The organism is Pseudomonas costantinii, from assembly GCF_001870435.1.
Classification (GTDB): Bacteria; Pseudomonadota; Gammaproteobacteria; order Pseudomonadales; family Pseudomonadaceae; genus Aquipseudomonas; species Aquipseudomonas costantinii.
In genome coordinates, this window is record NZ_MDDR01000034.1 from 91,101 (window position 1) to 109,774 (window position 18,674).

The 18,674-nt window shown below is 60.5% G+C and carries 16 protein-coding genes; 13 read left to right on the plus strand and 3 right to left on the minus strand.

Features of this window, described 5'->3' with window-relative positions:
- Positions 1-68: 68 nt before the first annotated feature.
- The 5 genes from BFL40_RS15845 to rarD all read left to right on the plus strand — a co-directional run bounded on the left by BFL40_RS15845 (position 69) and on the right by rarD (position 5,816).
- The gene (locus tag BFL40_RS15845) at positions 69-806 is read left to right on the plus strand and encodes a ComFC family protein (protein WP_071484878.1); all 738 of its coding nucleotides are present in this window, start codon (positions 69-71) and stop codon (positions 804-806) included.
- Positions 807-863: 57 nt separating this feature from the next.
- On the plus strand, positions 864-1,628 hold the full coding sequence (locus BFL40_RS15850) for a TOBE domain-containing protein (protein WP_071484879.1): 765 nt from the start codon (positions 864-866) through the stop codon (positions 1,626-1,628).
- 79 nt (positions 1,629-1,707) lie between these two features.
- Complete coding sequence (locus BFL40_RS15855) at positions 1,708-3,606, plus strand: PhoX family protein (RefSeq protein WP_071484880.1); 1,899 nt, start codon at positions 1,708-1,710, stop codon at positions 3,604-3,606.
- A gap of 187 nt (positions 3,607-3,793) precedes the next feature.
- Positions 3,794-4,768 (plus strand): serine/threonine protein kinase, encoded by a 975-nt coding sequence (locus tag BFL40_RS15860; RefSeq protein ID WP_017138020.1) that lies wholly within the window; start codon positions 3,794-3,796, stop codon positions 4,766-4,768.
- Between the two features lie 163 nt (positions 4,769-4,931).
- The gene (gene rarD / locus BFL40_RS15865; protein ID WP_071484881.1) at positions 4,932-5,816 is read left to right on the plus strand and encodes an EamA family transporter RarD; all 885 of its coding nucleotides are present in this window, start codon (positions 4,932-4,934) and stop codon (positions 5,814-5,816) included.
- A gap of 223 nt (positions 5,817-6,039) precedes the next feature.
- Here the strand turns inward: rarD and BFL40_RS15870 are convergent, their stop codons facing one another.
- On the minus strand, positions 6,040-6,552 hold the full coding sequence (locus BFL40_RS15870) for a glycine cleavage system transcriptional repressor (RefSeq protein ID WP_071484882.1): 513 nt from the start codon (positions 6,550-6,552) through the stop codon (positions 6,040-6,042).
- Between the two features lie 388 nt (positions 6,553-6,940).
- Between BFL40_RS15870 and BFL40_RS15875 the strand changes: the two genes are divergently transcribed.
- The gene (locus BFL40_RS15875) at positions 6,941-9,118 is read left to right on the plus strand and encodes a malate synthase G (protein WP_071484883.1); all 2,178 of its coding nucleotides are present in this window, start codon (positions 6,941-6,943) and stop codon (positions 9,116-9,118) included.
- Positions 9,119-9,188: 70 nt separating this feature from the next.
- Here the strand turns inward: BFL40_RS15875 and BFL40_RS15880 are convergent, their stop codons facing one another.
- Together BFL40_RS15880 and BFL40_RS15885 are read right to left on the minus strand one after the other, a co-directional pair.
- On the minus strand, positions 9,189-9,599 hold the full coding sequence (locus BFL40_RS15880; RefSeq protein WP_071484884.1) for a hypothetical protein: 411 nt from the start codon (positions 9,597-9,599) through the stop codon (positions 9,189-9,191).
- Between the two features lie 120 nt (positions 9,600-9,719).
- Positions 9,720-10,166 carry a response regulator gene (locus BFL40_RS15885; RefSeq protein ID WP_071484885.1) on the minus strand — a complete coding sequence of 149 codons (447 nt, stop codon included), beginning with the start codon at positions 10,164-10,166 and terminating at the stop codon, positions 9,720-9,722.
- Positions 10,167-10,412: 246 nt separating this feature from the next.
- Between BFL40_RS15885 and BFL40_RS15890 the strand changes: the two genes are divergently transcribed.
- From BFL40_RS15890 to BFL40_RS33780, 7 genes are all read left to right on the plus strand, one after another.
- The gene (locus tag BFL40_RS15890; RefSeq protein ID WP_071484886.1) at positions 10,413-12,335 is read left to right on the plus strand and encodes a putative nucleotidyltransferase substrate binding domain-containing protein; all 1,923 of its coding nucleotides are present in this window, start codon (positions 10,413-10,415) and stop codon (positions 12,333-12,335) included.
- Positions 12,332-13,039 carry a 3'-5' exonuclease gene (locus BFL40_RS15895; RefSeq protein ID WP_071484887.1) on the plus strand — a complete coding sequence of 236 codons (708 nt, stop codon included), beginning with the start codon at positions 12,332-12,334 and terminating at the stop codon, positions 13,037-13,039. The genes BFL40_RS15890 and BFL40_RS15895 overlap by 4 nt, the downstream gene beginning before the upstream one ends.
- 144 nt (positions 13,040-13,183) lie before the next feature.
- The gene (locus tag BFL40_RS15900; RefSeq protein WP_071484888.1) at positions 13,184-13,702 is read left to right on the plus strand and encodes an RNA polymerase sigma factor; all 519 of its coding nucleotides are present in this window, start codon (positions 13,184-13,186) and stop codon (positions 13,700-13,702) included.
- Positions 13,699-14,679, plus strand: a complete 981-nt coding sequence (locus BFL40_RS15905) for a FecR domain-containing protein (RefSeq protein WP_071484889.1) — start codon at positions 13,699-13,701, stop codon at positions 14,677-14,679. The genes BFL40_RS15900 and BFL40_RS15905 overlap by 4 nt, the downstream gene beginning before the upstream one ends.
- Before the next feature lie 206 nt (positions 14,680-14,885).
- A complete protein-coding gene (locus tag BFL40_RS15910) occupies positions 14,886-17,315 on the plus strand; it encodes a TonB-dependent siderophore receptor (protein WP_071484890.1) in 2,430 nt (809 codons plus the stop codon).
- Between the two features lie 62 nt (positions 17,316-17,377).
- Positions 17,378-18,481: a PepSY-associated TM helix domain-containing protein gene (locus tag BFL40_RS15915; protein ID WP_071484891.1), complete on the plus strand. Its 1,104-nt coding sequence runs from the start codon at positions 17,378-17,380 to the stop codon at positions 18,479-18,481.
- Complete coding sequence (locus BFL40_RS33780; RefSeq protein ID WP_139213508.1) at positions 18,478-18,654, plus strand: DUF4175 domain-containing protein; 177 nt, start codon at positions 18,478-18,480, stop codon at positions 18,652-18,654. Before BFL40_RS15915 ends, BFL40_RS33780 begins: the two co-directional genes overlap by 4 nt.
- Positions 18,655-18,674 lie beyond the last annotated feature (20 nt).

Genomic DNA, 18,674 nt, shown 5'->3' on the forward strand with positions numbered 1-18,674 from the left:
GCAAACGCTGCGGGAAGGGCAATACCCACAGACACGACACGGATGCTCGGCATATTTAAGGAAGATTCATGCACTGTCAACCAAGACACAAACACAAGGTTTACATCTGGTTAAAAAGCAACCAAGCCTGTTTAGTCTGCGATGAAGCCACCGAATCAGCCGATTCTGTGTGCAACGTCTGCGAAACCGAACTGCCTTGGCTGATGGCGCAATGCGACGTGTGCGCCCTCCCGTTGCCGATGGACGGTTTGATCTGCGGCCAATGCCAGAAACAACCGCCGGCCTTTAAACAAGTGATCGCACCCTGGACCTACAGCTTTCCTATCGACACATTGATCAGCCGCTTCAAGCACCAAGCGCGCTGGCCGCTCGGTCATATGCTGGCGCGCCTGCTGGAGCAACACCTGCAACATCGTTTCGATAACGCCGAACTCACCCGCCCCGACTTCCTGCTGCCTGTGCCGATGGCACGTAAGCGTCTACAGGAGCGCGGCTTTAACCAGGCGATGATGTTGGCTCGCTGGCTCAGTGAAAACCTCAATATCCCCCACGATGAACACCTGTTGTTACGCCCCCATGAAACCGTCGCGCAACAAGCCCTCGACGCCAAGACACGCAAGCGCAACCTGCTCGCTGCATTTGCCCTGGCACCCGGCGCCCAAGTGCAAGGCCAGCACCTGGCACTGGTGGACGACGTCCTCACCACCGGTGCCACCGCCCACAGCCTGGCCCGCCTGTTGATGGACGCCGGGGCGCGCCAGGTCGACGTCTACTGCCTGGCCCGCACACCAAAACCTGGCACATGACTTGACTCCCTTGCGTCACGCCTGCAACGTCCGCTGACCTTATCGAAGCGTATCCCCATGTCTCTGCCGACCTCTCTCAGCCAACACATCATCCGCCGCCCCCAGCGCATCGCCTTGCTGGCACACATCGCCGAACAGGGCTCGATCACCCGCGCCGCGAAAAGCGCCGGTTTGAGTTACAAGGCCGCCTGGGACGCCATTGATGAGCTGAACAACCTCGCACAAAAGCCGCTGGTGGAGCGCAGTGTCGGCGGCAAAGGCGGCGGCGGCGCCAAGCTGACGGCCGAAGGTGAGCGCGTGCTACGCCTCTACCAGCGCCTGCAAGTGGTACAGGCCCAAGTGCTGGGTTCGGATGAAGCGGCCAGCGACTTCAACCTGCTGGGCCGCTTGATGCTGCGCACCAGCGCACGCAACCAACTGCACGGCCAGGTCATTGCAATCGAACAACACGGTCGTAACGACTTGATTCGCCTGCAACTGGCCGGCGGCTTGACCCTGGATGCGCAAATCACCCACGACAGTACGCAGCGACTGGAACTTGAGATGGGCGTCGAAGTGGTCGCCTTGATCAAGGCTGGTTGGCTGGAATTGCTCGCCATCGAGCAAGCTGCAACACCTGGACACAATTGCATGAGCGGTGTCATCGAGACGATTCTCGACGCCGATGACGGCCCCAGCGAGGTGCGCATCACCCTGCCCAACGGCCAGGTTTTATGCGCCCTGGCGCAGCCTGCCGCGCTCACGGCTCTGGGCGCCGAAGAAGGCCTGCCGATACAGGTACAGTTTTCCGCCAGCAATGTGCTGCTCGGCACACCGGTGTAGCCGGCGCCCGCCTTCTAACTGCAACAATTTCGTCACGCGTGCTCCTTAAGGTGTCTGCAAAAACCGCAGGGAGCCTGAAATGAGCCTATTAGAAGAAAACCAAGCCACCGACCTTGAGCAGATGGTCGGCCTCACCCGTCGCCGTTTTATCGGTGCCGGTGCCCTGTGCGGTGCCGCAATGTTCCTGGGCGGCAACCTGCTGACCCGCAGCGCCCTGGCCGTCAACGCCGCCTCCGCCAGCCCGTTGCTGGGCTTCGCCAGCATCGCCGCCGCCACCAGCGACGCCATCACCCTGCCGCCCGGTTATAGCGCCTCGGTGCTGATCAGTTGGGGCCAACCGTTGCAAAAAAATGCCCCGGCCTTCGACCCGTCCGGCAACGGCACGGCCAAGGCCCAGGAGCAGCAGTTCGGTGACAACAACGACGGCATGAGCCTGTTCGCCTTTCCCGGCGACGACAACCGCGCGCTGATGGCGATCAACAACGAGTACACCAACTACCGCTACCTTTTCGCCCACGGCGGCGCGCCGCAATCGGCCGAAGACGTGCGCAAGGCCCAGGCCAGCGAAGGCGTGTCGGTGATCGAAGTACGCCGCAAGGGTGATACCTGGCAGTTCGTCCAGGACTCGCGCTACAACCGCCGCATCCACGGTAACTCGCCAATCCGCCTGAGCGGCCCGGCGGCTGGCCACGAGTGGCTGAAAACCAGCGCGGACAAGTCCGGCAAAAAAGCCCTCGGCACCTTCCAGAACTGCGCCAACGGCAAGACGCCGTGGGGCACTTATCTGACCTGCGAAGAGAACTTCACTGACTGCTTTGGCAGCAGTAACCCACAGCAAAGCTTCGATGCCGGGCAGAAACGCTACGGCGTAGTGGCGGCCAGCAAAGACATCAACTGGCATCAGCACGACCCGCGCTTCGACATGGCCAAGAACCCCAACGAGCTCAATCGCCATGGCTGGGTGGTGGAAATCGACCCGTTCGACCCGCAATCCACTCCGGCCAAACGCACGGCCCTGGGCCGCTTCAAACACGAAAACGCCGCCCTCGCTGAAACCCGTGACGGCCGCGCGGTGGTGTACATGGGCGACGACGAGCGCGGGGAGTTCATCTACAAGTTCGTCAGCCGCGACAAGATCAACCACAAGAACCCCAAGGCCAACAAAGACCTGCTTGACCACGGCACGTTGTTTGTCGCGATCTTCGACGCAGGCGACGGCAACGTCGACCATCCCAAGGGCAAGGGTCAATGGGTCGAACTGACCCATGGCAAAAACGGCATCGACGCCAACAGCGGTTTCGCCAACCAGGCCGAAGTGCTGATCCACGCACGCCTGGCCGCCAGCGTGGTGAAAGCCACGCGCATGGACCGCCCGGAATGGATCGTGGTCAGCCCCACCGACGGCCAGGTTTACTGCACCCTCACCAACAACGCCAAGCGCGGCGAAGACGGCCAGCCGGTGGGTGGCCCCAACCCTCGCGAGAAGAACGTCTACGGCCAGATTCTGCGCTGGAAAGCCAACGCCGATGACCATGGCGCTTCGGATTTCAGTTGGGACCTGTTTGTAGTGGCCGGCAACCCGGGCGTGCATGCCGGTACGCCGAAAGGCGGCTCGTCGAATATCAACCCACAGAACATGTTCAACAGCCCCGACGGCTTGGGTTTCGACAAGGCCGGGCGCCTGTGGATTCTTACCGACGGCGACTACAGCAACGCGGGCGACTTCGCCGGCATGGGCAATAACCAGATGCTGTGTGCTGACCCAAGCACCGGGGAAATCCGTCGTTTCATGGTTGGGCCGGTGGCGTGCGAGGTGACGGGCATCAGCTTCTCGCCGGATCAGAAGACACTGTTTGTGGGGATTCAGCATCCGGGCGAAACCGGTGGTTCGACCTGGCCGGAGCACCTGCCGAATGGCAAGCCGCGCTCGTCGGTGATGGCGATTCGACGGGATGACGGCGGCATCGTCGGCGCCTGATAAAATCAGACGGTTCTACACGCCGTAGCAGCTGTCGAGCTTAAGCGAGGCTGCGGCGGGCGCGCCGCCGATCCAGGCCTGACGCAGCCTCGCTTAAGCTCGACAGCTGCTACGAGCAAGTTATCTCGGCGCGTGTGCGTTACCATACCGGGCCGGACGCGGCGCCCTGCTGCGCGCAGGAGTTCGCATGGCCCATCCGTTTGAAACACTCACCCCCGACTTGGTACTCGACGCCGTCGAAAGCATCGGTTTCCTCAGCGATGCTCGCGTTCTGGCGCTCAACAGTTACGAAAACCGCGTCTATCAGGTGGGCATCGAAGACTCCGAGCCGCTGATCGCCAAGTTCTACCGGCCGCAGCGCTGGACCAACGAAGCGATCCTCGAAGAACACCGCTTCACCTTCGAGTTGGCCGAATGCGAAGTGCCGGTGGTCGCCCCGATGATTCACAACGGCGAAAGCCTGTTTGAACACGCAGGCTTCCGCTTCACCCTATTCCCTCGCCGTGGTGGCCGTGCGCCGGAGCCGGGCAATCTTGACCAGCTCTATCGCCTTGGGCAGTTGCTCGGCCGTTTGCATGCGGTGGGCTCCACACGCCCGTTCGAACACCGCGAAGCCTTGGGGGTAAAGAACTTCGGTCACGATTCCCTGAATACCTTGCTGGAGGGCAACTTCATTCCCAAAAGCCTGCTGCCCGCCTACGAGTCGGTGGCCCGCGACCTGCTCAAGCGTGTGGAAGAGGTGTACAAGGCCACGCCGCACAAGAACATCCGCATGCACGGCGATTGCCATCCCGGCAACATGATGTGCCGTGACGAGATGTTCCATATCGTCGACCTGGACGACTGCCGCATGGGCCCTGCGGTGCAGGATCTGTGGATGATGCTCGCCGGTGATCGTCAGGAATGCCTCGGCCAGCTGTCGGAACTGATGGACGGCTACCAGGAGTTCCATGACTTCGACCCACGCGAACTGGCGCTGATCGAACCCTTGCGCGCACTGCGCCTGATGCACTACAGCGCCTGGCTGGCACGGCGCTGGGATGACCCGGCGTTCCCCCACAGCTTCCCGTGGTTTGGCAGCGAGCGGTATTGGGGCGATCAGGTGTTGGCGCTGCGTGAGCAACTCTCCGCGCTCAATGAAGAACCCCTGAAACTCTTTTAACTGCTTTGATCGTTCCCACGCTCCGCGTGGGAATACATCCTGTGACGCTCCGCGTCACGCGGCCAAGAGCGTCCAAAAGCGGCATTCCCACTCCGAGCGTGGGAACGATCAATAAACCCATCTACAATCGCGCTTTGTTAGCTGCCTAAGCAAGGATTCCGCAATGCAAGCCGCCAACCCCCGCAAGGGGTACATTCTGGGCCTGAGCGCCTATGTCATCTGGGGTCTGTTCCCGCTCTACTTCAAAGCCATCGCCAGCGTCCCGGCCGCCGAAATCATCGTGCACCGTGTGTTGTGGTCAGCGCTGTTTGGCGGCTTGCTGTTGACGGTCTGGAAGCACCCGGGCTGGTTTCGCGAACTGCGTGACAACCCCAAGCGCCTGGCGATTCTGGCACTCAGTGGTTCGTTGATTGCGGGTAACTGGCTAACGTACGTATGGTCGGTGAACAGCGGCCGCATGCTGGAAGCGAGCCTGGGTTACTACATCAACCCGCTGGTGAATGTGCTGCTGGGCATGCTAATCCTCGGCGAACGCCTGCGCCGCCTGCAATGGGTGGCCGTCGTGCTGGCGGCGGTCGGTGTGGCGCAACAGGTTTGGCAAGTCGGCAGTTTGCCGTGGGTGTCGCTGGTGCTGGCGCTGACCTTCGGCTTCTACGGTTTGATCCGCAAGCAAGCGCCGGTCAAGGCGCTGCCGGGGCTGGTGGTGGAAACCTGGATGCTGGTGCCGATCGCCGTGGCGTGGTTGCTGTTCAACCCCTCGGCCCACAGTGCGCAGCTGGAATTTTGGAGCACGTCCGAAGCCTGGTGGCTGGTGGCGGCAGGCCCGGTGACGTTGATCCCGCTGGTGTGTTTCAACGCCGCCGCGCGGCATTTACCGTACACCGCCCTGGGCTTTTTGCAGTACGTAGCGCCAACCCTGGTACTGCTGGAAGCCGTGCTGCTGTTCGGCGAACACCTGGCGCCGAGTACGCTGATCGCCTTCGCGTTTATCTGGGCGGGGCTGGTGGTCTACAGCCTGGATGCCTGGCTGACCGTGCGAAAACGCTGATCAAATAATGTACAAACCTCTGCAAGCCACGACCACTGTGGCTTGCAGACATCCACCCCAAGGTTATCCACAACCTGATCCCCGCCATTTGTGCACAAGCCTTTGAAACTGCTCGTTTTTTGCTCAGCTTGCGGAGAAGTCCGGCCGACGTGGCCTGGCGCCGGGTCTCTACAGGTTATCCACAGGCCCATGCAAGATTTCCATGCATAACCTGTGTGGGCCGTTATTCCTCGTGGTGCAACTCCACCATCAAGTCATCGGCCAGGGTTTCCAGGGACAGTTGCAAGGTATCCAGGGATAACGCTGCCGGCACCTGCAACACTGCCTCGGCGGTAAACAACGGATCACCGCTCATGGGCGCCGGGCGCACATCCGTGCTCAGGCTTTCCAGGTTCACGCCCTGTTTGCTCAACAGCGCCGTAATCTCGCGCACGATGCCCGAGCGGTCGTTGCCCACCAGCGTCATAAGGATCGCCTTGGACGCTGCGGCCTGCCCCGTGCTGCCCTCGCCCACCAGCACGCGGATGCCGTGTGTGGATAAATCTTCCAGCGCGTCCACTAAGGCCTGACGGCTTTCTGTAGGAACACTGACGCGCAATATCCCGGCAAACTGCCCGGCCATGTGCGCCATGCGGCTTTCCAGCCAGTTGCCACCGTGGGCGGCAATATTCTGCGCAATGCGTTCAACCAAGCCGGGTTTGTCGGCAGCGATAATAGTGAGTACAAGATGGTCCATGGCGAAGCCCTCTGAATTCAATCTACAAGGTGGACTCGGGAGCCCTCGAAAACAAATCGTGTACCATTTTTATATTTATCTGGAACAATCTGATAGTTTTTTGAGAACATCCCATTCCCCACTGTGACCGAATGTCACAGGAGGGTCGCTAAACGACGTATTTAGTCAAATTTTCACAACCGCAAGTCATCATGTAGTATGCCCAATCGCGCACTACATAACGTTAGGTCGATGTCTGCCAAGGCACCAACGTATCGCGATAACCCGCCAGCCCAGCCGCCTGCATGGCATGTACTGGGGGATCGGGTTCGTGGTTTAAATGGCCAGAGGCTTCATTGGTAAATTGAAAAGCTGAAAAGCGCATAAGCTCCGCAGAGTGAGGCAAGAGATGACTGAACACGTTCAAGTCGGTGGCCTGCAGGTCGCCAAAGTCCTGTTCGACTTCGTGAACAACGAAGCCATTCCCGGTACCGGCATTACTGCCGACCAGTTCTGGGCCGGCGCCGACAAGGTCATCCATGACCTGGCACCGAAGAACAAAGCCCTACTCGCCAAACGCGACGATTTCCAAGCGCGGATCGACACCTGGCACCAGACCCACGCCGGCCAGGCTCACGACCCGGTGGCCTACAAAGCCTTTCTGCAAGATATCGGATACCTGCTGCCAGAAGCCGCAGATTTCCAGGCCTCGACCCAAAACGTCGATGACGAAATTGCCCGCATGGCTGGCCCACAGCTGGTCGTTCCGGTGATGAACGCCCGTTTCGCCCTCAACGCCTCCAATGCGCGCTGGGGCTCGCTGTATGACGCGCTGTATGGCACCGATGCCATCAGCGAAGCCGACGGCGCCGAAAAGGGCAAAGGCTACAACAAGGTGCGTGGCGACAAAGTCATCGCCTTCGCTCGCGCCTTCCTCGACGAAGCCGCGCCGTTGGCAGCCGGTAGCCACGTCGACTCCACCGGCTACAAAATCGTTGATGGCAAGCTGGTTGTCAGCCTCAAGGGCGGCAGCAACAGCGGCCTGCGCAGCGATGCGCAACTGATCGGCTACCAGGGCGAAGCCGCCCAGCCGACCGCGATCCTGCTCAAGCACAACGGCTTGCACTTCGAAATCCAGATCGACGCCAGCACCCCGGTCGGCCAGACCGACGCCGCCGGCGTCAAAGACGTGCTGATGGAAGCCGCACTGACCACCATCATGGACTGCGAAGACTCCGTCGCCGCCGTCGATGCCGATGACAAAGTGGTGATCTACCGCAACTGGCTCGGCCTGATGAAGGGCGACCTGGCCGAAGAAGTGGCCAAGGGCGGCAAGACCTTTACCCGAACCATGAACGCCGACCGCGTTTACACCGGTGTGAATGGCAAGGACGTGACGCTGCACGGCCGTTCGCTGCTGTTCGTGCGCAACGTTGGCCACTTGATGACCATCGACGCGATCCTCGATAAAGACGGTAACGAAGTGCCGGAAGGTATTCTCGACGGCCTGCTCACTAGCCTGGCGGCGATCCACAGCCTCAACGGTAAAAGCAGCCGCAAGAACAGCCGCACCGGTTCGGTGTACATCGTGAAACCGAAGATGCATGGCCCCGAAGAAGCCGCGTTCACCAACGAGCTGTTCGGCCGCATCGAAGACGTGCTGAACCTGCCACGCAACACCCTCAAAGTCGGGATCATGGATGAGGAGCGCCGCACCACGGTCAACCTCAAGGCCTGCATCAAGGCGGCCAGCGAGCGCGTGGTGTTTATCAACACCGGCTTCCTCGACCGCACCGGCGATGAAATCCACACCTCCATGGAAGCCGGCGCGATGGTGCGCAAGGCGGCTATGAAGGCAGAGAAATGGATCGGCGCCTACGAGAGCTGGAACGTCGATATCGGCCTGAGCACCGGCCTGCAAGGTCGCGCGCAGATCGGTAAAGGCATGTGGGCAATGCCCGATCTGATGGCGGCGATGCTCGAACAGAAAATCGCCCACCCACTGGCTGGCGCCAACACTGCCTGGGTTCCATCGCCTACGGCGGCGGCTCTGCACGCGCTGCACTACCACAAGGTTGATGTATTCGCTCGCCAGGCCGAATTGGCCAAGCGCGAACGTGCGTCGGTGGACGATATCCTGACGATTCCTCTGGCCACTAACACCGATTGGTCCGACGAAGAAATCCGCAACGAGCTGGACAACAACGCCCAGGGCATCCTTGGCTACGTGGTCCGCTGGATCGACCAGGGCGTTGGGTGCTCGAAAGTGCCGGACATCAACGACGTCGGCCTGATGGAAGACCGCGCCACCCTGCGCATCTCCAGCCAGCACATCGCCAACTGGTTGCGCCACGGTATCGTCAACGAAGCCCAAGTGATGGAAAGCCTCAAGCGCATGGCGCCGGTGGTAGACCGTCAAAACGCCGGTGACGCTCTGTATCGCCCACTGGCTCCGGACTTCGACAGCAACATCGCCTTCCAGGCAGCGGTGGAGTTGGTGATTGAAGGGACCAAGCAGCCTAACGGCTACACCGAGCCGGTGTTGCACCGCAGGCGTCGTGAGTTCAAGGCCAAGAATGGCCTGTAATTAGCGGCTGAAACGCAAAAAGGCTCCTGGATGCGAATCCAGGAGCCTTTTTTATGCCGTAGGGCACAAGCTACTGCGCGAATGTAATGTTGAAGCCGCCATTGAGCAAAACCGTATTTTCGCCCTGCCCGAGGACCACCCCGGTCAGATCGCCTTGATGATTGAGCCCCGTGGCCGTAACGATAAACTGCCCAAAACTTGCACCACTGAAGACCTCGCCGCTGGACGTGGTGTAGGTAATTTCAGTGCCAACGTTTTTTTGGGAATAGATGAAAGCACCCGCCTCTGTATCCGGTGGAAATGCATAGCTGAATTCGAGTTTTTCGCCCTTATCACTCAGCACTTCAAACCCGGAAGACGGCCCATTTACGCCGGCAACCATGAGCGAATCGGCATCGCCTTTATCAGGCAGCTTCACTAAAAAGAAGGTTTGATTTGGGTCGAACGTATTTGGCGACTTGGTTGCTTTTGCAGTACTCATAAATGGGCTCCTGTTCCAGAGTTATGAGCCACTGGCAAAGGTCCAGAACGCTCCAACCCAGTACACCGTCTTCCCATTTTCCTGCCTACTGTCAACGTTGACAGGCTCGACCAGCGGTCGCTACTGCGCCATCCCCAACTCACGCTTGACCATCTTCGCCAACTTCACGCTATCGATCGGCTTGAGCAGAAAATCAACCACACTCAAATGCATCGCATCAATCACATCCGGCGCCTCCGCGTCACCCGACATAACAATGATCGGTAACGCCGCGCGGGTAGAGCCACGCACCTGGCGAATCAACTCCAGGCCGTTGCTCGGCGCCATGCGCAGGTCAGTGATCAGCAAGCCAATGGAACTGCTGGAGTTCAACAAGTCCCACGCTGACTCGCCGCTGTCGGCGGTCATGCAGCGAATGCCGTCCAGGCCCAGGATTTCCGCCAGTAACTCGCGCGCGTCCTTGTCGTCATCGACAATCAACACGCGCTGTGGCGGTAAATCGGGCTCCAGCATCACGGCGCTCAGCGCCTCGCGCTCGGCATCACTCAAAATATCGTGGTCGGACATACGTTTCTCAGCAGTTCTCATCAATCTCCCAGCACACTCGTCAGACATCTGCAGAAGGGCGAACAATGTGCACTTCGTCGGAAAGTTTGCCTAGTGGGCGTTCTACGGGGTTTGGACGATGGTCATATAAGGTTTTTCCCTAGCCATGAATCGTTTTAGCGCTACCTAGACTTACGTCCAATGGGCACCCGGCGCAGGGGGGTCGACCATGAAGGACGATAACGACAAGAAACTGCGGTCACTGTTATGAGTAAAGCTGATGCTTTCGCGCAGGCGGGGAAAACCGCCGTGTTACAGAACATTCACGGCACCCTGCAATTCCTGCAACGCTTCCCACCGTTCAACCAGATGGAAAACGCACACCTGGCGTTTCTGGTGGAGCAGTGCCAACTGCGCTTCTATGGCCCCGGCGACAGCATCCTCAAGCCGTCGGGCGGACCGGTAGAGCACTTTTACATCGTCAAGCAGGGCCGCGTGATCGGCCAACGCCCGGATTCGGCCGAAACCACCTTCGAAATCACCACCGGCGAGTGCTTCCCCCTCGCCGCGCTGCTGGGTGAACGCGCGACCCGCACCGAGCACAAGGCCGCCGAAGATACGTTCTGCCTGCAACTGAACAAGCCGGCCTTTATCAAGCTGTTCGCCCTTTCCAACCCGTTTCGTGATTTCGCCCTGCGCGGCGTCAGCAGCCTGCTGGACCAGGTTAACCATCAGGTGCAGCAAAAAGCCGTGGAAACCCTCGGCACCCAATACTCGCTGAACACCCGCCTCGGCGAATTGGCCATGCGCCATCCAGTCACCTGCAGCCCGCACACGCCGCTGCGCGAGGCGGTGACGCTGATGCATGAGCAGCAAGTGGGCAGCATTGTGATTGTTGACCCGGACAAAGCGCCCTTAGGGATTTTCACCCTGCGTGACCTGCGCCAGGTGGTGGCGGATGGCACCAGTGATTTCAATCAGGTCATCGAAAGCCATATGACCCAGGCACCGTTTTTTCTGACGCCGGACCACAGCGCCTTCGATGCCGCCATCGCCATGACCGAGCGGCATATCGCCCATGTGTGCCTGGTCAAGGATCAGCGCCTGTGTGGCGTGGTGTCGGAACGCGATCTGTTTTCCCTGCAACGGGTCGACTTGGTGCACCTGGCCCGCACCATCCGCAACGCGCCACGGGTGGAAAACCTGGTGGCGATCCGCGGTGAGATCGGCCAATTGGTGGAGCGCATGTTGGCCCATGGCGCGTCGTCCACCCAGATCACCCACATTATTACGCTGCTCAACGATCACACCGTGTGCCGAGTGATCGAGCTGACCCTGGCCGATAAAGGCGACCCCGGCGTGCCGTTCAGTTGGCTGTGTTTCGGCAGCGAAGGCCGCCGCGAGCAAACACTGTTTACCGACCAAGACAACGGCATCCTGTTCGACGCCAAGGATGCCGCCGACGCCGCCGATATTCGTGGCCGGTTGTTGCCGCTGGCGCAGCAGATCAACCAGAGCCTGGCGCTGTGTGGGTTCAGCCTGTGCAAGGGCAATATCATGGCGGGCAACCCCGAGCTGTGCCTGTCGCGGGCCGAATGGGCACGGCGTTTCGGGGCGTTTATCCGCGAGGCGACGCCGGAGAACCTGCTGGGTTCGAGCATCTATTTCGATTTGCGGGTGGTGTGGGGCGACGAACAGGGCTGCGAACAACTGCGCCAGGGCATTCTCGATCAAGTGGCGGATAACCGGCTATTTCAACGCATGCTGGCCGAGAACGCCTTGCGCCAGCGCCCGCCTGTAGGGCGCTTCCGCGAATTCGTGCTGACGCGCAAAGGTGGAGAAAAGGCCACCCTCGACCTCAAGGTGCAAGGCCTCACACCCTTTGTTGACGGCGCGCGCCTGCTGGCCCTGGCTAATGGCATCCACGCCAACAACACCCTGGAGCGCTTGCGCCAGTTGGTAGCCAAGGAAGTGATTGAACCCCTGGACGGTGCCGCCTATGAAGAGGCGTACCACTTTATCCAGCAAACCCGCATGCAGCAGCACCAGTTGCAAACCCGCGAGAACCAGCCGTATTCCAACCGCGTCGATCCCGACAGCCTCAACCATCTTGACCGGCGGATCCTGCGTGAGTCCCTGCGCCAGGCCCAGCGCCTGCAAAGCAGCCTGACCTTGCGGTATCAGTTATGAGCTTGTTCAGTTGGTTGCGAGCGAAAAAACCCGGGCTCAACTCGGCGCAACAGCAACGCCTGGAGCAACTGCCAAAACCCGCAGCGCTGGGGGGCAGTGCCTTGCGCAGCCAGCGCTGGGTAGTGGTGGACCTGGAAACCAGCGGTCTGAACCTCAACCGTGACCAGGTGTTGTCTATCGGCGCCGTGGTGATAGAGGACGGCGCCGTGGATTTCTCACAAATGTTCGAACGCACCCTGCAACGGTCCGAAACAAAACTCAGCCCCAGCGTGCTGATTCACGGCTTGGGCCCCAGTGCGATCGCCGCCGGCAGTGACCCGGTCGAGGCGCTGTTGGACTTTATGGAGTTTGTCGGCGACAGCCCGCTGTTGGCATTCCATGCGCCGTTCGATCAACACATGCTGTGCCGGGCGCTCAAGGACAGCCTGGGTTATCGCTTGGCCCATGCGTTTCTCGACGTCGCCGACATTGCCCCGCTGCTGTGCCCCGACGCGAATATCCGTGAAGCGGGCCTCGACGACTGGATCACCTACTTCAAGCTGCATGTAGGCGAGCGCCATCACGCCAGCGCCGATGCACTGGCCACGGCGGAGCTGATGCTCATCCTGTTTAGCCGTGCAAGCCGGCAGCAAATCGATAGCCCTCAAGCACTGCAAGAGCGCTTGAGCCAATGGAACCGGCGCAAACAAGCGCCCTCTTTCTAGCGGACGCAGAGCGTCCAGAGAGGCATTCCCACGCAGAGCATGGGAACGATCGCCCGACAGACGCCAATTGCGCACACCCGACGCCTCTGACACAATCGCGAATAATTCTCGTTAGTTTAAACTTCTAGTTTATTTGGTGATGCCTTGTCGTCGGTCCAGAACCCACACAGTGAGCTTGTTGGCGCGTTGTATCGCGACCATCGTGGCTGGCTGTTGGCGTGGCTGCGACGCAATGTGGCCTGCCCAAGCCGCGCCGAAGACCTGAGCCAGGACACGTTCGTGCGCCTGCTGGGCCGTGACGAGTTGCGCGAACCCCGCGAGCCCCGGGCGTTTCTGGTGGCGATCGCCAAAGGGCTGTTGTTCGACTATTTCCGTCGCGCGGCACTGGAACAGGCCTACCTCACCGAGTTGATGCTGATCCCGGAAAGCGAACACCCCTCACCGGAAGAACAGCAACTGATCCTCGAAGACCTCAAGGCCATCGATCGCCTGCTTGGCAAGCTGTCGAGCAAAGCCCGCGCCGCTTTCCTCTATAACCGTCTCGACGGTATGGGCCACGCACAAATCGCACAGCGCCTCGGTGTATCGGTGCCGCGCGTGCGCCAATACCTGGCCCAGGGCATTCGCCAGTGCTACATCGCCCTGTATGGCGAGCCGCAGTGAGCGTGATCAGCGCCAAGCCGGTGTCGGCTCGCGTATTGGATGCCGCGATTGCCTGGCAGCTGTCCCTCGATTCGGGCGACGGCAGCGCGGTGGAACAGGAAGAATTCGCCAAATGGCTGGCCAGCGATGAAGAACACGCCCGTGCCTGGCGCCAACTGGGCATGCTCGACCAGCGTTTCAGCGTGGCCTGCGGCCCCGCGCGGGCGGCGTTGTTGCAGTCACGCGAAGGCATTCGCCAGCGTGTGCGTAAGCTGGGCAGCGGCTTGGCGAGTATTGCGCTGGTATGCGGCCTGGCGTTGTTTGCCGGCGAGCGTTACGTGCCGATCCACTACTGGCTGGCTGACCAACGTACCGCCACGGGCGAACAGCGCACGCTGAAACTGTCGGACGGCACCTTGATCAACCTCAATACCCACAGCGCCATCGATGTGCGCTTTGATGAAAAGCGCCGGCTGATCGTGTTGCAGGAAGGCGAAATCCTCATCGAAACCGGCCATAACGATGCGCGGCCGTTCTACGTGCAAACCCGCGACGGCAGCCTGAGAGCGTTGGGCACACGGTTTATCGTCAAGCGCGAAGACGACGCCACCCGCCTGAGCGTGCTGCAGTCCGCCGTGGCCGCCCAGCCTGAGGCATCGCACCAGGAGCAGATTTTCAAGGAAGGCCAGCAAGTGCTGATGCGCAGCGACGGCCTCGGCCCTGCGCTTGCCGTCACCCCCGCCACCGACGCCTGGACGCGCGGCATGCTGGTAGTCGACAACGCCCGCCTGGGCGATGTGGTCGAGGAGTTGAGCCGTTATCGCACCGGTTATTTGGGTGTGGATAAAACCGTGGCCGACCTGCGCATCACCGGCAGCTTCCCGCTGCACGACACCACCCTGGCGCTCAATGCCCTGTTGCCGACATTACCGGTGCAGATTGAGCAGCACACGCCGTGGTGGGTGACGGTGGTCGCAAAAACACATACCTCTCCGTAGCAGCTGTCGAGCGCCAGCCAGGCTGCGTCGGGCGCACTCGGCTCAGGATATGTGTCGCGACTGACGCAGCCTCGCTGACGCTCGACAGCTGCTACGTCAGAGGTATTTGTGCTGACAAAGAATTTATTTTCACCCAGCCCTATCACTTTTCGATTCTCGTCCGGCACCTAGGCAATTGAGAAATATTTTCATTCAGGAGCCGCCCTATGTCCCGCACGCTAGACACCTTGTTGCGCCCCAGTCTGTTAGCCATGGCCATCGCCCTCAGCGCGCCGCTGACGAGTACCGCGCTGATCGCCGCTGAACAGGCCTCCAGCGTGCGCGCCTACAACCTGCCCGCCGCGCCGTTGGCCACCACCCTCAATCAGATCGCCAGCCAAGCCGGCCTGGCGCTGACCCTGAGCCCTGCGCTGGCGTCGGGCAAGACCTCGGCACCGGTCAAGGGTCAGTTCGATGCACAAGGTGCGTTGCGTGAGGCGTTGCGTGGGACCGGGTTGCAGTTGGAGCAGAGCAGTGCGGGGACTTACACGTTGGTGGCCATTCCGGAAGGCGTGGTGGCTTTGCCGCAGACCAATATCGTTGCTCAAGGCAACGCAGAAAGTGCATGGGGCCCGGTGACAGGCTATCTGGCGACGCGTACCGCCGCCGGCACCAAAACCGACACCGCACTGGTCGAAGCGCCACGCTCGATTTCCGTCGCCACCCGCGAGCAAATGCAGGACCGCAACGTCCAGAACCTCGACGATGCAGTCAAGTACATGCCGGGTATCGTGTCCGCCAGTTACGGCAGCGACACCCGTTACGATTGGATGCGTGTGCGCGGTTTTGAACCGACTCAATTCCTCGACGGTTTGCCTCTGCCTCGCGGCGTGTACGCCAACCCGAAAGCCGAAACCTGGAACCTCGACCGTCTCGCTTTGCTGCGTGGCCCGGCCTCGTCGGTCTACGGCCAAACCCCACCGGGTGGTCTACTGGACATGGTCAGCCGCCGTCCCAGTGCAGAGTCGAGCAATGCCATCCAGGTGCAATACGGCAGTGACAATTATCGCCAGATCAACTTCGCCAGCACCGGCAAAATCGATGATGAAGGTCAGTTCCTCTATGGCCTCAGCGGCGTGGTGCGGGATGCTGGCACTCAGGTCGATCACATCGACAACAAGCGCTACAACATCGCTCCCAGCCTGACCTGGAACATCGACACCGACACCAAGCTGACGCTGCTCTCGCAGTTCACCCGTGACGATACCGGTGCTACCAGCCAGTTCCTGCCGATCGTGGGCACCAAAATCAAATCGCCGTTGGGCGAGGTGTCCCACCACAAGAACCTGGGCGATCCGAACTACGAGTACTACGACCGTACCTACTACGCACTGGGCTATGCCTTCGAACATCGCTTCAACGATACCTGGCAGTTCAAGCAGAACCTGCGTTACACCAAGTCGGAGCTGGCCTTCCAGCAACTGACCGTGGGCTCCTATGCCTTCGCTCCAGTGGACGCTGCCGGCAATATCAGCCGCTCGTCTACCAACGTCGACGAAAACATCGGCCAGTTCGCGGTCGACAACAATTTCCAGGCCGACTTCGCCACAGGCGACATCACCCACACCGTGTTGCTCGGCCTGGACCATCAGCGCACTGACACCTCCTATCTGTCGATCTTCGGTGGCGCCGGGACGGTGAACATCTTCAACCCGGTCAACACCCAGCCGGTTGTGCGCCCGGCGCGCTCCACGGCTTACTACGACTACAACCAGAAAACCATCCAGACCGGTCTCTATGCCCAGGATCAGATGGCTCTGGATAAGTGGCGCCTGACCCTGGGCGGCCGTGAAGACTGGGTGCACCAAGGCACTACTTACTTCAACAAGAACGATGCGACCAATACCGACCGCAGCAAGAACTTCAGTGGCAACGCGGCGCTAAGTTATGTGTTCGACTCGGGCTTTGTGCCGTACCTGTCCTACGCCGAGTCGTTCCAACCCGCGAGCAACGCCAGTGCCTCGCCAACCCAGTCGTATAAACCCACCGAAGGCAAGCAGTGGGAGTTGGGGGTCAAGTACCAACCACCCGGCTCCAACACCCTGTTGAGTGCGGCGGTCTACGACCTGACCCAGAAAAACGTGCTGGTCACCAGCTTCCAGTCCGGTGGCGTGTCGGTCACCGACCAGACCGGCGAAGTGAAGGTTAAGGGCCTTGAATTGGAAGCGGTGTCTGACGTGACCGAGAACCTCAAGGTCATCGCCGCCTACACCCTGGCCAAGTCCGAGGTGCAAACGGGCCAATACAAAGGCAACCGCCTGCAACTGATGCCCGAGCAGCAAGCCTCGCTGTGGACGGACTACACCTGGCATGCCGGTGTGCTCGACGGTTTCGGCATTGGCTTCGGAGCCCGCTACACCGGCAACACCTACGGCGACCAGGCTAATACCTGGCTGGGCAAAGCCAATGCCTACACCGTGTTCGACGGTGCCATACATTACGACCTTGGTCGCCTGAACAACAGCCTCAAAGGTGCGTCGGTAAAACTCAACGCGACCAACCTGTTCAACAAGGACTACATCTCCACCTGTGATGGGTCCTACTGCTACTTCGGCGACCAACGCAGCGTAGTCGCCAGTGCCACCTATCAGTGGTAATCCGCTGAGTTAACAACCAGGCCGTCCTCCGGGGCGGCTTTGGTGTGTCTGAAGGCTAGAAAATGAAAAGCAAAACCATCCGCCGCTGGTCCTTCATCCATACCTGGACCAGCCTGATCTGCACGGTATTCCTGCTGCTGCTCGCCCTCACCGGCCTGCCGCTGGTGTTTCACCACGAGATCGATCATCTGCTGGGCAACGAGCCCGAGCTTGCGCAGATGCCCGCCGACACGCCGCAGCTCAACCTTGAGCAACTGGTCAACGCCGCCCAAGCCCATCGCCCCGGCGAAGCCATGCAATACCTGGCGTGGGACGAAGACGACAAGAACGGCGTGATCGCAATCATGGCCGCCACCGCCGGCACCGAACCCAACTCATCACACACCTTCATGCTCGATGCGCGTACTGGTGAAGCTGTGGAAACCCCGGCGGCCAACGGCGGATTGACGCTGTTCCTGCTGCGCCTGCATGTGGATATGTTCGCCGGCCTGCCGGGCAAGTTGCTGCTGGCGTTCATGGGGATTTTGTTTGTGGTGGCGATTGTCTCGGGCACGGTGCTCTACCTTCCGTTTATGCGCCGCTTGAATTTCGCCACCGTGCGCACAGACAAATCCACCCGCCTGCGCTGGCTCGACCTGCATAACCTGATCGGCGTGGTCACGCTGACCTGGGCGCTGGTGGTGGGCGTGACCGGGGTGATCAGCGCCTGCGCCGACCTGATCATTGCCGCCTGGCGCCAGGACAGCCTCAGCGCGATGATCGAGCCGTACAAAAATGCGCCGCCGCTGACCCTGCGCGCGCCGGCTACCGACCTGCTGACCATTGCCGCCAAGGCCGCACCCGGCATGCAGCCGGACTTTATCGCCTTCCCCGGCACGCGCTTTTCCAGCGAACACCATTACGCAGTGTTCATGAAGGGCAGCACCCACCTGACTTCGCACCTGCTCACCCCGGTGTTGATCGACGCCAGTACCCTGGCCGTCACCGCCATCGCCGAACGACCGTGGTACATGGACGCGATGGGCATGTCCCAGCCGTTGCACTTTGGCGACTACGGCGGCATGCCGATGAAGATCCTGTGGGCGGTGCTGGATGTGCTGACCATCATCGTGCTGGGCAGCGGGGTTTACCTGTGGATAGTTAGGCGTAAGGCGAACAAGGTATGAAGCCGCGCCAGTCGAATTTCTGGAAGGTGTTTGGCATTCCGCTGGGGATTGGCTTGCTCAGCGCGGCCGGCTTGTTTGCGGCGCTGCTGGGGGATGGAGTGTGGGATTCGTTGAGTTGGGTCGGGTTAGGAATTCCCGCTGCAATGGGTACTTGGGCGTTGTTCAAACGGTGAGATAGATTAGCGCAGCCCTT